Origin of the sequence: Algoriphagus winogradskyi, assembly GCF_900182815.1 — a bacterium.
GTDB classification, from domain to species: domain Bacteria; phylum Bacteroidota; class Bacteroidia; order Cytophagales; family Cyclobacteriaceae; genus Algoriphagus; species Algoriphagus winogradskyi.
In genome coordinates, this window is sequence record NZ_FXUA01000001.1 from 16085 (window position 1) to 29698 (window position 13614).

Sequence of the window (13614 nt, forward strand, 5' to 3'; positions counted from 1 at the left end):
TGAATTCTAGTTACTACAATTTAATATATCCTTTCTAATCAATTCACGTACTTTTAACCTATTCCTAAAGCTAAATTCTAATGAACAGGTTTATAATCGGATTTTTCGCAGCTATTCTACTTTTAGGAGGGATTTGGCTTTTTGTGAATGATAAAGCCAAAGAAGCTGAGCTTCAAGCCAACTCAAGTTTGATCCAACAGCAGATTCAGCAAGTGGGAAAGTTGGTGGTTACAGAAGCATATTATTCTCAGGTTTTCACCTACAAAAACTCCCAGAAACTTTTTCTAAATATGGTTAGTGCCGATAAAAAGGCATTGATAGTAGCGAAGGCGAAAGCGACGGTAGAATATGATTTACGGCAAATGGAAACGGAAATTGACCCCAACAAAAAGACGGTCACTATTGTGAAAATCCCTGAACCAGTAGTAAATGTATATCCTGAATTTGAGTATTACGATGTAACTCAGGATTATCTGAACCAATTCGAAGGCAAGGACTATAACACGATCAAAACCAGCATAACTGCTCAGTTTCGTAAGAAAATCGATGAATCAGGTCTAAAAGATGATGCTCAGGACCGTTTAATGAGTGAACTTCTAAACATCTACATTCTCACCAATTCCCTGGAGTGGACCCTAGTTTATAATGAAGAGGTAATCGAAAATCAAGAGCAATTGATCTCTCCCAAAAAGTAATTTTTTATGCTAGCGTATTGGAGCTTTCCAAGTATCATAAACTCCTTTGATTGAGTCACCGATTCCTTTGGTATCACGATTAACTATTGCCACACCTAGAATCAAAATTGCGGCAGCTACATTAAGGCCTTTCTGAATATTACTGAGCTTCTTGATGGTCCCCTGAATCTCACTGGCAATTGAATTTATTTTGGCTAAAGAATCCACTGCTTCATCCATAATTAAGGTGGTAGAAAAAGCCAGAATATCCTCCCCTGTTTGAAGCAACATATTTTGAGTTTCGCTTAGCTCTTTATTCTCTTCTAAAGAGAGCTTATCCCAGTTTTCATACCTAAAGTCACCAATTGCCATTCCCAAATAGTAAAAATTATCAGACAATTGCTTTGCTTGATCAGAAGTCAGATTGGCCATAGTTTTAGTGATTAAGTTTTTTGAATTCAGAAATTAGAGCTTTAATGTTACTAGAATATCCTTTGGCTAAGTTTTGTAGACTTTTGACTGATAGTTCATTTCTATTTTCATACAACACTTGGTGCCCTTTTGCTATTTCATTCAGACTTTTTCCAAAAACCTCCAGCTCCATCTCTTTCCTTTTAATTTCCTCTAGCGCGTGATAATAATCTGCCGTTGCTTGGCCTTTTTCATAGTCGGAAAGTACAGTTCTACTCATTTTCATATCCATGTAATAAGCGTATAGTCTTTCTCGTCTAAACCTCAATTCACCTTTGAGGTTGGTGCTAATGATCACTTCAAACTTGTCCAGCAGGATCTGGATGGGCTCATTGGCATCTTCAATATATTTTGCCAATTTCTTTCTCCGGTAAAAATCAGTTGAAGCCCTCAGGAGTGTATTCGAAAGGCTTGAAAAAGCTGAAGCAGTACGCTCATCGATTTGAAGAGGGCCTACTTCTTCGGTAGTTAGCACACCTAGTAAAGCTTCGCTGCTGTAGGTGGTAAGTTCATTGTTTGGCAATTCTCCCAATCCTACAAAATATCCTTCTATCGTATTATAAAACACCTGAGCTACACTGTCAGCATCTTCATAAAGCGCACAGCTACATTCTTGGGCTCGTTTTATTTCATACAATCTGATTGCCTCATCAGCACATCTATCAAGGCAATGCTGCAAAAAGGAATAATCTATTAGCTCATAATTTTTTATGCTTTCTATAGAAGATACCGAAAAATCACCGACTGATTTGAGATTGACACAACTAACCAAATTCAAAGCAAAGAGAATGAGAATTAGCTTACTTTTTAGACGATATTTATTCATAATGCACTACTTAAAAATGGTCGATTGAATCAACGCCTGCCTCGCTTCAAAAACTCACATAGCATTTAGCCTCAATAAGATAGTAAGAATTTATTTCACTTTGGCCGCTGCCTATAATCAGAAAAAAAGACACAGAAAACTGGAGGGCCACCCCACTCTTCTGTCTCTAGCTTATTTCAGTTTATGCTTATCCGCAAAGATGCCAGTTACCTTAGATACTTTGCTTATCTGCTCGGAAAACTCCCGCACTGTCGGGACAGGCTGAAGCAGCCTCAATTTTTAAGTTAATCATACCCTATTTTGCTTTTGACTCCATACTGGCACAAAAGCGGATATCATATTCAGATTTTAGCGATAATTATTCTGGACTAACCGAAAACTTATTTCCTATAATTCGATTGTCTTTCCACCATCCAGCCAGGATATTGAAGCGGAAGTGGACTGATTTCATCAATTTTCCTTAGATCATCTTCAGTTAGAAGCAATTGAGTAGAGTCTACATTGTCTTTTAATTGAGTCAATGTTTTGGCGCCTATAATCGTACTGGTGATCCCTTTCTGCTGTCTAACCCAAGCTAAGGCAACCTGCGCGATGCTAGAATCATGGATTTTGGCTAGGTCTGACATTACATCTACCAAGTCATAGGCCTTTTCCTTGTCAATAGGTGGAAAATCAAAGTTGGCACGTCTAGAATCAGCATCTGCCTCTTTACGTGTAAACTTGCCTGTTAAAAACCCTCCTGCCAAAGGGCTCCATGGGAAAATAGCAATATTATGATCCACCGCCATAGGCACTAACTCATGCTCAATATCCCGGCTTACGGCTGAATAATAATACTGAAGCCCCATGAATTTGTGCCAGCCACGATAGTGTGCAATAGCCTGAGCTTTTGCTACCATCCATGCCGGCCAATTGCAAATTGCGATGTAACGAACTTTACCTGATTCTACAATATCGTTGAGCGAGCGGACTATTTCTTCTAGGGAAGTCAAGGGATCTACTCCGTGAACATATAGTATATCGACGTAATCCATTTGAAGTCTTTTCAGACTTGCTTCTACCGAATTGAAGATATTATATCTGGATAGTCCGGCACTATTGGGCTTGTCCTTCATTTTTGCCAGAAGCTTGGTGGCAATCACGATCTCATCTCTTGGTATTCTAAGATCCGATAAACCCTGACCAAGTAGTTCCTCGGATTGCCCAAAGGAATACACATTGGCAGTATCGATAAAGTTGATTCCGGAATCTACCACAGCCGCAAGCATTTCATTCACTTCCTTTTGCTGGAGCTTTCCGATTTTGGCCCACATGTCTTCTTGCTGTCCTCCAAAAGTCATGGTTCCGAAGCAGAGTTCAGATACCACTAAGCCGGTATTCCCGACAGTATTGTACTTCATAGTGTTGTTATTAGGTGCTTAAAAAAAGAGTTGTGCCTAGTAAACAGGAGAGTACTATAAACAGTTTCTTCCAAACTTTGGTAAAAGGCAAAATCCAAGGAATTTTCTAACCTTCAGAAATAGCCTAAATCCTTTTTTCCCAATAGTTCAATTTTCCTTTACTCTCGGATTTAACTAATCTATAGCTTCCCGGAATCTCGGAGCATTCTCCACAATAGGTAACGACCCGACTTCCTGCCGGAGCCTGATCAAACTTTTCACGTAACAATAAAACGTACTCCTGATGAGCTTTCTCGTCTAATTCCTGATCCTTATCTAGCTTATCATGTGAATTAATAAGTTCTTCAAAGGAATTGAAAAAATAGAAAGAATCATATAAACTAAAATCCATGTCAATTAAATCGGCATGGATAAAATTGAGATTTTCCAGAGCAAGATTTTTGGAGATTTTTCTAGAAAGCTGTACTAAATTTTCCCTTCGCTCCACCCCAACAATTTTAGCACTGCAAGATAAAGCTGCCACTAGGCAGAATTTTCCTGAGCCAGAGCCAAGATCCAAGACCTTGTTTCTTCCGTCTTCAGTTAAAAATTTACTGGCTTTTAAAGCAATTTCCACTGGAGTCCAATGGGTCCTGGCAAGCTTCTGCATTTTTATTGGATAAAATGCATTTATATTCTCTTCCGTCATTATTAATACTTCCATTGTTAATGAAAAATTCTTCTTGCTCCTACTTGCTTTGAAATGACGATCAATTGCATTATCACCTAAGTAAATGTCTTTTTCAGGACAAGTCCTTTATGAACAGCCAACTATTTAAACATACATAAAAGGTATTACAATTCACATCAAGGCAGTTCCCCAAATTGATTTTTGAAACCTATCTTTATAAAAAAATCAAAAAGCCTTAATGAAATACTTTCTACCTATTGCCTTCTTTTTTGCATCAAATGTATTCTTTGATTTCACTGCAGTTGATCTGAAAAAACATGAAAATCACGCTAATTCCATCTCCATTCCCTTGGGTGGAAACACATATCAAACTGCAGGAGGTACTCAAGAGAAAATTGGAGAAACTGGAATACTAACCTGGTCAAATGCAGCTAGTGAATTCAGTGTTTATGTGAATTCAACTGTAGAAAAAGAAGTAGTAATTTATTTAGATATTATAACACAGGAAGCTGATTCTGAAATAAGTATATCACTAAATAACACTCAAGATATTTCCTTAAAAAAAGGACAAACCGGAAGCATAGAAGTGGGTCAATTCAAACTTGCTACGGGTTATAACGAAATCAAATTAAGGGGTATACAAAAATCGGGTCATCACTTTGCCCAACTCAAAAATCTGACTTTATCCTATGAAGGTGAGCTGAATCTAGCTTTTGTGAAAGACAATGAATCTAACCGCTTTTATTGGGGCCGAAGAGGACCATCCGTGCACTTATCCTATACCCTGCCTGATAGCAAAAATTTCAAATGGTTTTATAGCGAAGTCACCGTTCCTGTCGGCTTAGATCCCATAGGATCCTATTTTATGGCTAACGGATTTGCAGAAGGATACTTTGGAATTCAAGTCAATTCTGAGTCAGAGCGAAGAATTCTATTCTCGGTTTGGAGCCCATACAAAACAGATAATCCTGGAGAAATCCCTGCTGAGGAAAAAATCGGCTTGTTGGCAAAAGGTGAAGATGTTTATACTGGTGAATTTGGAAATGAAGGATCTGGAGGGCAAAGTTACCTCAAATACAACTGGAAGGCTGGGAAAACTTACCGCTTTCTTAATTCTGTGGAGCCTGATGGTAAAGGAAACACGATTTACTCTGCCTATTTCATGGATCCGGATGTAGAAGAATGGATGCTAATTGCTTCTTTTTTAAGGCCTAAAACAGATACATGGTATAAGAGACCCCATTCATTTCTGGAGAATTTTGTGCCACAATCAGGTCATCTAGAGCGCACAGCTAACTATGGAAATCAATGGGCTGCAGATGAAAATGGGAATTGGATAGAGTTAACTGAAGCAAGGTTCACGGGAGATGATATAGCTAGACGGGGTTTCAGAATGGATTATGCTGGAGGAGAAAAATCGGGAGAATTTTACCTTAGAAATGGAGGTTTTTTTGATATGCCTGAGGTATTAAATAGCATGCATCAGCGTGAGCCAACCGGGCATAAACCTGAAATCGAGTTCCATAAACTACCCTAACCACTCTCCTAAAATTTAATCAATAAACCTATGGAGCCAATTGTGGCTTCAGAGAATTACTATGAATTACACAATTGAATCAGGCAACCTACTTGTAAAAGTAAATCCGCTAGGAATAGAACTCAGTTCGATTAAAAATAAAGCAACAGGGCTAGAATACCTTTGGCAAGGAGATCCAAACTTCTGGAAAGGTCAAGCACCTGTGCTTTTCCCTATAATTGGAGCATTAAAAGATGGGTTTACGGTCATCAATGGTCAAAAATATGAAATGCCTAAGCATGGCATAGTACGTAATTCCAGCAAACCCGAGCTAGTGGAGCAAACAGATTCTACGCTAAGATTTCGTCTTTCTGGCGATCAGGAATCAATGCTAAATTACCCTTATAACTTCCAGTTAGACATACTTTTTACACTAAAAGGGAAATCACTAAGTGTTGAACATCACATCTCAAACTTGGGAGATTCGGCTATGTTTTACTCCCTTGGAGCTCACCCTGCTTTTAACTGTCCCTTGAAAGATGGAGAAGAATATGAAGACTACTTTTTAGAATTTGAGCAACTAGAAACAGATTCAACTTGGCTAGTGGAGAAAAATGGCCTCATAGGGTTGGATCAAAAGCTAGTGCTTAATCATACAGACAAGCTTCACCTGAACAAGCATTTATTTGATGAAGATGCCTTGATATTCAAAAATCTAAAGTCCCGAAAAGTTAGTCTTACCCATCACAGCAGAGGCCCAATACTATCTGTGAAATTCGAAGATTTCAACTACTTAGGAATTTGGGCAAAACCCTTTGCTCCTTTTGTTTGCATTGAGCCTTGGCTAGGCATAGGAGATAGCGTAGATTCTAATCAAGACTTTGAAGAAAAGGAAGGTATACTAAAATTGGAACCTCATAAAAGCCACACTAAAGTCTATGAAATCACAATTCTAGAATAGGTGGCTTTAGGGGTAAAATGAAATAGGCTGATCCAAATTATGGATCAGCCTATTTTTTGATAAAGAATTGATCAAATTACTTGGCCCATTCCATATAGTCTTGATTGACTTTGCCTTCAACTACATTTTCATTGGAGTAAATGATAATTCTATATTTAAAAGTGGCTGATTCCCCTTTTCCAAGTTTAAAATTCAACTCATCCTTACCATCACTTAGGGCTTTTTGTCCCAAAGGATTTGCAGCAAAAAGACCATAGCCTCTAGCATGCCAATAGGTAGGAAAACCTGGGTTTGATGGGTAATCAAGAATTGCTACAGAAATAGCTTCGCTATTGATTTTGCCTGTAAGACTTACCCAGTCACCTCGAGTTCCCCAGACATCATCACCTTTAATTCCCTCACTGCTTAGATACATTCCTGTGATTCCCTCATTGTTCATCGTAGGTACATCTGTTGCTTTCCCTGAGGCATCAGTGAAGATCTCTGGCTTATTTGAAGGATGTTCCAATTGCCTAGCGGTACGAAGACCCAGCATACCTTCCTTATTGTCAGTAAGTTTCACCTCTCCATTTGGAGCAGTTAAAGTAGCTATTCTGTCAATCGTTCTTTGATTCTCTTTACCACTAAATATAAATGTGGTATTTTCTGTCAACAGAACCTCGCCTTGGTCATTCATCCAATCTAAACTTACTTCTAAAACCCCTTCTTCGTTACCACTCTTCACTGAATTGATGGATTTATGGACGATGTGGCCATACTTAGACTTGTCGGTAATAGCGGAGGAATTATTCCAAAAGTCAAGGCCATTTACATCACCGTAGTTGAACCAAAGTCCCAAATGATGGGGATGATCCACTCGTTCTCCAGGTCTTGGAGTGACGGGCCAGCCTCTGGTGATTGCTGTTCCGTTTGCAGTATTGATTGGATAAAGAACAGGCTTCTCCAAGGAATCCGGATAGATGTATGAAGTGAAAAATTCACCATCAATGATTACATCTACTTTTTTAGCTACCTCATCCTGTATCAGTTGTATTCTATCTTCCATCTGTTCTGGTTCTGATTGTTCTGCTTTTTCCTGAGCACCACCACATGCATAAGACATTGCTGATAAGGCTAATACAGCGGAATATTTAAAGAGTTTGTGTTGATTATTCATCGTATTTAAATTCTGGATTTAGTGTTTTTGAGTTTTAGTAATGAGCGTATAAATCTAATTTTCAGATCATTTTGATTTTTTCAGCGTATTAAATAAAGCCAGTTGTTCTTTAAGAGCAGCTACTCTATCGGCAGGCTCAGTCCGGGCTTCCATCAGGATCCAACCGTCATACTTGATATCATTGAAGAGTTTGAAAAGCTCTGGGTAAGGATAATCCCCTTCATTGAATTCGCGCACGTGAACGGTATCTCCGAACCACTTTTTCACTGAATTGAAGTTTGCTTCCAAGCCAGGAGGCAATAAATCTTCGGCATTGCAGTTCCAACAGATTTTCACTGCTGGTTCAGTTACCTGATCAAAAATCGCCTTCATGATAGGAAGCTCCTGAGTCAAATGCCCATGTACTTCCACTCTAACTAATTGCCCATAATCAGCGGCAAACTTTCCAACTTCATTGAAAGATTCAGCGATCTGGGCTATTGTTTTTTCTTTAGGAACATCAGCTGGTAGGTTATTTGGTTTAACCTTAATTCCTGTAGCACCAATATCCTTGCAGAGCTTGATGTATTCCTTGGTTCCCTCTATATTTTTGCGGAGCACTGCAGGATCAGGACTATGGTATTCGTAATTACTTCCGTATCCCAAGCAAGTCACCTTACTATCCTTAAAACGTTTTTTCACTTCTGCACGCTCGGCCGCATTAAGGCTTGTTTCCACGCCATGTGCATGCTCGGTGCGAAGTTCCACTCCTAGCACCCCTGCTTTTTCACAGTTTGCAATTAGCGTTGGTAGATCCCAATCTTTCCCCCATTGGTAAGTTACTAAGCCAAACTTCATCCCTGATTTTGCCCTTGCAAGGGCATCTATAGGAAATTGCATTGCTGCTAAACTTAAGCCGGCAGCCATACTCTTTTGCATAAAATCTCGTCTTGAATTGCTCATTGATTCTATATAGTGTGAATTATTAAGTAGTAGAAAGTTGGAATTAGACCTTATTAGGAACTGTGTAAGGGTCACGATAATCTCTGGTCAACATCTTGTTTGCTTCTTTGTCTTTGACAAATTTTTCTTCACTACCATCAAATCGAAGTTCACGACCAGTCAGGTAAGATACATTTGCAATCAATGGAAGTACAGACGACTTGAAGCCTTCTTCTATATCGCAATGCAGGGTCTCATTATTTCCTGCTCTGATTGCATCGAGGAAGTTGGCGTAATGCTCAGCACCACCCGGGGCAGCCAATACTTGGTTACTTGGTGCTGGAGCAGCTCCTTTTTTGGATTGGGCAAAAGGCTCCGCTTCTTTCTCACGAAATGCTTTCCAAGTGCCACCATCCAATTCTAAATACCCTTTGGTGCCATAAAAAACATTTCCGATATGGATATCTAAGCTAGATTCACCATTGGTATATCTACCTCGGGTCTCAAATTCGAGCATAGTTCCGTCAGCATATTTGAATGTTGATGTTTGCGTATTTGGAGTTTCCTGAGAGCATTCGTTTGGATCTATACCATAAATTCCTCCAGCGGAATAAACTGAAACTGGGTGCTCATTCTTATTCATTCCCCAGCGAGCTACGTCAAACTGGTGCGGTCCTTGGTTGCCCGTATCCCCATTTCCTGTGGCCCAGTGCCAATGCCAGTTGTAGTGCACTTTCTTTTCATTATAAGGAATCATCTCTGCTGGTCCTCTCCAATAGTCGTAATGAAGTGAAGCCGGCGGCGTACTATCTGCCACTTTTCCAAATGAATCACGTGGTTTGAAGCAAGTCCCTCGTGCCATGTAAACGTCTCCAATTCCTCCTCCGTGGAGGAATTCCATCGCTTCCATCACATTGGCAATTGATCGGTTTTGGAAGCCTACCTGAACTCGTCTATCATACTTACGGGCTGCTTCCACCATTTTTCTGCCTTCCCAGACGTTATGACTGGCAGGTTTTTCTATGTAGACATGCTTTCCAGCCTGACATGCCCAGATCGTAGCCAGCGCATGCCAGTGATTTGGAATTGCCATAGAAAGGGCATCTAATTCCTTATCTTCCAGTACCTTTCTTACATCCCACTCTGTCGTTGGCGTAATGCCTGTCTTTTCTATAACCACTTTCGATTTCTCTGAGAAATATTGCTCATCAGCATCGCAAAGTGTTTTCAACCTTACGTTTCGATTATCCTTCAATGCACACCATTGATTGATATGATTGCTGCCTTGGCCTCGAATTCCCACCACTGCAATATTAATTCGTTCATTTGCTCCAATGATAGAAGCGTATGATTTGGCACTCATGCCCATGCCAGCGATAGCTATTCCGGCGGTACCTAAGAGACTTTTCTTTATGAATTCTCTTCTTTTTTCCATTTAAATTCAGGTTATAGGGTTTATTGTAGTTACTAAATAGTGTTATAGATTATTTGTTTTACCATTAGATAAACAGTATTTCAGCTATGAATTTTTAATCTAAACAATCTCTTTCTAGCAATCAATAGGAATTATTTGTACACCTGAAATACTTGTGCAAACGATTGCTTTTTCTCTATCACTATTTACGGTGATAATCTGATATATCACCATTTACGGTGATATTTTTATTTATCACCATTTACGGTGATATTTTGATTTATCACCATTTACGGTGATATTAGTACTATGATAGCATTGATCACAGGAGATATAATCAATTCCAGAGAGCTGAAAAACCAGAATCTGTGGATAGATCCCTTCAAGAAACTACTTGGAACATGGGGGCAAACACCTAAGCAATGGGAAATCTTCCGAGGAGACAGTTTCCAACTGGAAATACCAAATGCAGAGGAAAGTCTGCTTGCAGCTTTGCAGATCAAAGCTCTAATCAAAAGTCTGCCCTACCCTGATGAGAGTAAAAGAAGCTCTCCGGTGGATGTGCGAATGGCGATAGGGATTGGTACTAAGTCCTATGATGCAGATAGAATATCCGAAAGCAACGGAGAGGCATTTGTAAGATCAGGTGAGAAGTTTGAGCAACTGAAAAGCGAAATGATCACACTAGCCATCAACTCGCCTTGGTCTGAATGGAACGATGAAATGAATCTTTACCTGAAACTGGCAGGTATACAAATGGACAGCTGGTCGATTTCTTCAGGCGAATTGATGTCCGAAATGCTCACCAACCCAGACCGTAAGCAGGCAGAAATAGGAGAAGTCCTTCACATCAACCAAAACTCAGTGAGTAAGCGATACAAAGCTGCACGGGGAGAGGATATTCTAGCACTCGAGAAATTGTTCAGAAAGAAACTCAAGCAACTGCTCTAATGCTCATCCTGATCAAACTCATACTTGCTCATCTCATTGGAGACTTTCTACTGCAACCCACTTCTTGGGTGAAAGAAAAAGAAAAGCGAAAAGCCTCTTCCGGTAAACTGTATATCCATGTATTAATCCATGGCGCTCTTGTGTTGCTACTTCTTTGGGATCTGAATCGATGGTGCTTCGCAGTATCGCTCATGCTGGTACATTTGCTGATCGATCTAATCAAACTCTACGCTCAGAAGCCAAAGACCAAAACAAGCTGGTTTATCGCAGATCAAGCTTTACATCTACTTAGTGTCTTCATTATCTGGGGGATATTGACTGAGGTTTCTGTGGACTGGCAATCGGTATTCCAAAACCCAAACCTGCTTGGACTGATCACGCTAGTACTTTTCCTCACACAGCCAACTTCGATCATCTTGGCCCATTTGCTCAAAAAATGGTCTGACTCTATCCCTTCCCAGCCGGATCAATCCCTTCAAGATGCAGGCAAATACATAGGAATCCTTGAACGACTCTTTGTCTTTTCCTTTATAGCCACGGGACATTGGGAGGCTGTAGGTTTCCTTCTTGCCGCCAAATCGGTCTTTAGATTTGGAGATCTTCGAAAATCAAAAGAGCGAAAACTCACTGAATACATATTAATCGGAACTTTATTAAGCTTCGGCACAGCTATGTTGTGCGGACTAATCTTTTTATCTATTACCAATTAAATGGCCCAAACTAACGAACTGGATTCCATCCAACTCAATTTTTCCTCAAGTGACTTACTGCTGCTTAATCTGGCACTTGCCCTCATTATGTATGGAGTAGCGCTGGATCTGAGATTTGAGGATTTTAAATACTTGGCAAAAAACCCAAAAGGATTCTTTTTGGGTGTATTCTCACAATTTATTCTCTTGCCATTTCTCACGTGGTGTCTAGTCCTAATCATGAAACCACCACCCTCAGTCGCCTTAGGCATGTTCCTCGTAGCAGCTTGCCCTGGCGGAAATGTCTCCAATTTCCTCTCTAGCCTAGCAAAAGGTAATACAGCCCTTTCGGTAAGTCTGACTGGATTTTCAAGCATACTTTCTATCATCAGCACACCTTTGAATTTCGCGTTATGGGCAGGTTTTTATACTCCTACCAAGCTATTGCTAAAGGAAATCAGCTTAGACTATGCAGATACTTTCATTACAGTAGCCTTGATCCTAGGCGTCCCTTTAATTCTAGGAATAATCACCCATAAGTACGCATCTACTTTTGCAGAGAAAGCTTCCAAAATTCTTAAACCTCTGAGCATTCTAATTTTTGCAGCATTTGTGGTTATCGCATTCGCCGGCAATTTCAATCTCTTTACCAAGTACATTTCCCTGATTTTTATTTGGGTACTGGCTCATAATATTGTGGCATTAGGCTCAGGCTTTTTTACCGGCAAAATATTCAGATTGCCACTGGCAGATGTGAAAACAATGACGATAGAAACAGGCATTCAAAATTCAGGTTTGGGGCTGGTTTTGATCTTTACATATTTTGATGGCCTAGGTGGAATGGCTATTATTACGGCTTGGTGGGGCATCTGGCATTTAATATCAGGCATGACCATCGCAAGTCTTTGGAAATCAAAAGCCTGAAAAACTTACCAAGAAACGCTAAAAAATCAATGCAATATTTAATTAATGAATTCCTTCGCATCCTGGTAAAGATTTCTTTGAAGGGATATTTCAATAAAATAGTTATAGAAGGGAAGGAAAATATACCAAAAAACACGCCCATCCTACTCGTTGCGAACCACCAAAATGCATTGATTGACCCCCTCCTTTTAGCTACTCACACTGGTCTTAAGCCTTCTTTTTTGACTCGGGCGTCCGTCTTTAAAAAATCCTTTGTTGCTAAATTGCTCAATTTCATCCATATGCTACCTGTTTACCGGGTGCGTGATGGTTTTTCAACTATACAGCAAAATCAAACTACTTTTGATCAAACCTATGAGGTACTTCGCGGCAACGGAACTGTAATAATTTTTGCCGAAGGTAGCCATAGCCTCATCCGTAATCTACGCCCATTGAGTAAGGGTTTTACCAGAATTGCTTTTGGCCTGAAAGAAAAATACCCTGAAGTAACACCTGTGATCTTGCCTGTGGCATTGGACTATAGTGCGCATAAGCGATCAGGAAGCATCGCCAGAGTGACTATTGGAAAAGTCATTCCAGTAGATATGCCATCTGCGAAGTCAGGTTTGCTCACCAAATCCGTTCAGGTGGCATTGAAAAATCTGGTAGTAGAGATACCTAATGAAGATTATGATCAACAACTGGAAAACCTGATTGCGCATCAAGTTGATGTAAGTTCTAGAGAAGACGTGGAGTTGTTTTTGAAAACTGGTCAGGTTCCAAACCCCGTGAAAGAAGCATCGGGATTCACGAATAAATTGATGAAGATTTTCAATTTTCCTTTGTATTGGCTTTGGCTCATGAAAAAGCCAGGAGTCAAAGATCCTGTGTTCTCATCTACTTGGAAATTTCTGATTGGCTTTGCGCTAGCACCAGCCTATTATTTAGTTCTTCTTTGGCTTGCTATAAGCAGCCCGCTTGGTTCTTGGGCACTCGCATTTTTGATAATGGCATTAGTTACCGTAATCGTAAATAAGAATCCCCAGGAATAAAGACAGCATT

At 39.9% G+C, this 13614-nt stretch carries 14 protein-coding genes; 7 read left to right on the top strand and 7 right to left on the bottom strand.

Annotation, left to right across the window (positions count from 1 at the left end):
* The first annotated feature begins 80 nt into the window (after window positions 1-80).
* Window positions 81-695 (top strand): DUF4230 domain-containing protein, encoded by a 615-nt coding sequence (locus QOL76_RS00070; RefSeq protein ID WP_283410973.1) that lies wholly within the window; start codon window positions 81-83, stop codon window positions 693-695.
* A gap of 9 nt (window positions 696-704) precedes the next feature.
* On the opposite strand, the gene QOL76_RS00075 is transcribed toward QOL76_RS00070, so the two are convergent.
* The 4 genes from QOL76_RS00075 to QOL76_RS00090 all read right to left on the bottom strand — a co-directional run bounded on the left by QOL76_RS00075 (window position 705) and on the right by QOL76_RS00090 (window position 4074).
* Window positions 705-1106, bottom strand: coding sequence for a hypothetical protein (locus QOL76_RS00075; protein ID WP_283410974.1), 402 nt, complete (start codon window positions 1104-1106; stop codon window positions 705-707).
* 4 nt (window positions 1107-1110) lie between these two features.
* Window positions 1111-1971 (bottom strand): hypothetical protein, encoded by an 861-nt coding sequence (locus QOL76_RS00080; RefSeq protein ID WP_283410975.1) that lies wholly within the window; start codon window positions 1969-1971, stop codon window positions 1111-1113.
* Between the two features lie 380 nt (window positions 1972-2351).
* Entirely contained in the window at window positions 2352-3371 is a 1020-nt protein-coding gene (locus QOL76_RS00085; protein WP_283410976.1) for an aldo/keto reductase, read from the bottom strand.
* A gap of 124 nt (window positions 3372-3495) precedes the next feature.
* The gene (locus tag QOL76_RS00090; RefSeq protein WP_283410977.1) at window positions 3496-4074 is read right to left on the bottom strand and encodes a methyltransferase domain-containing protein; all 579 of its coding nucleotides are present in this window, start codon (window positions 4072-4074) and stop codon (window positions 3496-3498) included.
* A 205-nt stretch (window positions 4075-4279) separates the two neighbouring features.
* On the opposite strand from QOL76_RS00090, the gene QOL76_RS00095 reads away from it, so the two are divergent.
* Both QOL76_RS00095 and QOL76_RS00100 read left to right on the top strand, forming a co-directional pair.
* On the top strand, window positions 4280-5578 hold the full coding sequence (locus QOL76_RS00095) for a DUF3472 domain-containing protein (RefSeq protein ID WP_283410978.1): 1299 nt from the start codon (window positions 4280-4282) through the stop codon (window positions 5576-5578).
* A gap of 61 nt (window positions 5579-5639) precedes the next feature.
* Window positions 5640-6518 carry an aldose 1-epimerase family protein gene (locus tag QOL76_RS00100; protein WP_283410979.1) on the top strand — a complete coding sequence of 293 codons (879 nt, stop codon included), beginning with the start codon at window positions 5640-5642 and terminating at the stop codon, window positions 6516-6518.
* Window positions 6519-6594: 76 nt separating this feature from the next.
* Here QOL76_RS00100 and QOL76_RS00105 read toward each other — a convergent pair whose 3' ends face one another.
* The 3 genes from QOL76_RS00105 to QOL76_RS00115 form a co-directional block, all read right to left on the bottom strand.
* Window positions 6595-7674, bottom strand: coding sequence for a DUF6807 domain-containing protein (locus QOL76_RS00105; RefSeq protein WP_283410980.1), 1080 nt, complete (start codon window positions 7672-7674; stop codon window positions 6595-6597).
* A 66-nt stretch (window positions 7675-7740) separates the two neighbouring features.
* Window positions 7741-8592 (bottom strand): sugar phosphate isomerase/epimerase family protein, encoded by an 852-nt coding sequence (locus tag QOL76_RS00110; protein ID WP_346771391.1) that lies wholly within the window; start codon window positions 8590-8592, stop codon window positions 7741-7743.
* A 67-nt stretch (window positions 8593-8659) separates the two neighbouring features.
* Window positions 8660-10030 carry a Gfo/Idh/MocA family protein gene (locus QOL76_RS00115; RefSeq protein WP_283410982.1) on the bottom strand — a complete coding sequence of 457 codons (1371 nt, stop codon included), beginning with the start codon at window positions 10028-10030 and terminating at the stop codon, window positions 8660-8662.
* 288 nt (window positions 10031-10318) lie between these two features.
* Between QOL76_RS00115 and QOL76_RS00120 the strand changes: the two genes are divergently transcribed.
* From QOL76_RS00120 to QOL76_RS00135, 4 genes are read left to right on the top strand one after another with little or no spacing between them, the layout of a single operon-like run.
* Window positions 10319-10960, top strand: coding sequence for a hypothetical protein (locus QOL76_RS00120; RefSeq protein WP_283410983.1), 642 nt, complete (start codon window positions 10319-10321; stop codon window positions 10958-10960).
* Complete coding sequence (locus QOL76_RS00125) at window positions 10960-11670, top strand: DUF3307 domain-containing protein (RefSeq protein WP_283410984.1); 711 nt, start codon at window positions 10960-10962, stop codon at window positions 11668-11670. Before QOL76_RS00120 ends, QOL76_RS00125 begins: the two co-directional genes overlap by 1 nt.
* Window positions 11671-12573: a bile acid:sodium symporter family protein gene (locus tag QOL76_RS00130; RefSeq protein ID WP_283410985.1), complete on the top strand. Its 903-nt coding sequence runs from the start codon at window positions 11671-11673 to the stop codon at window positions 12571-12573. It abuts the gene before it with no gap.
* Between the two features lie 29 nt (window positions 12574-12602).
* On the top strand, window positions 12603-13604 hold the full coding sequence (locus QOL76_RS00135; RefSeq protein WP_283410986.1) for a 1-acyl-sn-glycerol-3-phosphate acyltransferase: 1002 nt from the start codon (window positions 12603-12605) through the stop codon (window positions 13602-13604).
* Window positions 13605-13614: the final 10 nt, after the last annotated feature.

Bases quoted from the DNA above. Each gene is read 5' to 3' on its own strand.
- QOL76_RS00125 (WP_283410984.1), top strand. From the start codon at position 10,960: ATGCTCATCCTGATCAAACTCATACTTGCTCATCTCATTGGAGACTTT.
- QOL76_RS00080 (WP_283410975.1), bottom strand. From the start codon at position 1,971: ATGAATAAATATCGTCTAAAAAGTAAGCTAATTCTCATTCTCTTTGCT.
- QOL76_RS00105 (WP_283410980.1), bottom strand. From the start codon at position 7,674: ATGAATAATCAACACAAACTCTTTAAATATTCCGCTGTATTAGCCTTA.
- QOL76_RS00090 (WP_283410977.1), bottom strand. From the start codon at position 4,074: ATGGAAGTATTAATAATGACGGAAGAGAATATAAATGCATTTTATCCA.
- QOL76_RS00135 (WP_283410986.1), top strand. From the start codon at position 12,603: ATGCAATATTTAATTAATGAATTCCTTCGCATCCTGGTAAAGATTTCT.
- QOL76_RS00120 (WP_283410983.1), top strand. From the start codon at position 10,319: ATGATAGCATTGATCACAGGAGATATAATCAATTCCAGAGAGCTGAAA.
- QOL76_RS00130 (WP_283410985.1), top strand. From the start codon at position 11,671: ATGGCCCAAACTAACGAACTGGATTCCATCCAACTCAATTTTTCCTCA.
- QOL76_RS00110 (WP_346771391.1), bottom strand. From the start codon at position 8,592: ATGCAAAAGAGTATGGCTGCCGGCTTAAGTTTAGCAGCAATGCAATTT.
- QOL76_RS00100 (WP_283410979.1), top strand. From the start codon at position 5,640: ATGAATTACACAATTGAATCAGGCAACCTACTTGTAAAAGTAAATCCG.
- QOL76_RS00085 (WP_283410976.1), bottom strand. From the start codon at position 3,371: ATGAAGTACAATACTGTCGGGAATACCGGCTTAGTGGTATCTGAACTC.
- QOL76_RS00075 (WP_283410974.1), bottom strand. From the start codon at position 1,106: ATGGCCAATCTGACTTCTGATCAAGCAAAGCAATTGTCTGATAATTTT.
- QOL76_RS00095 (WP_283410978.1), top strand. From the start codon at position 4,280: ATGAAATACTTTCTACCTATTGCCTTCTTTTTTGCATCAAATGTATTC.
- QOL76_RS00115 (WP_283410982.1), bottom strand. From the start codon at position 10,030: ATGGAAAAAAGAAGAGAATTCATAAAGAAAAGTCTCTTAGGTACCGCC.
- QOL76_RS00070 (WP_283410973.1), top strand. From the start codon at position 81: ATGAACAGGTTTATAATCGGATTTTTCGCAGCTATTCTACTTTTAGGA.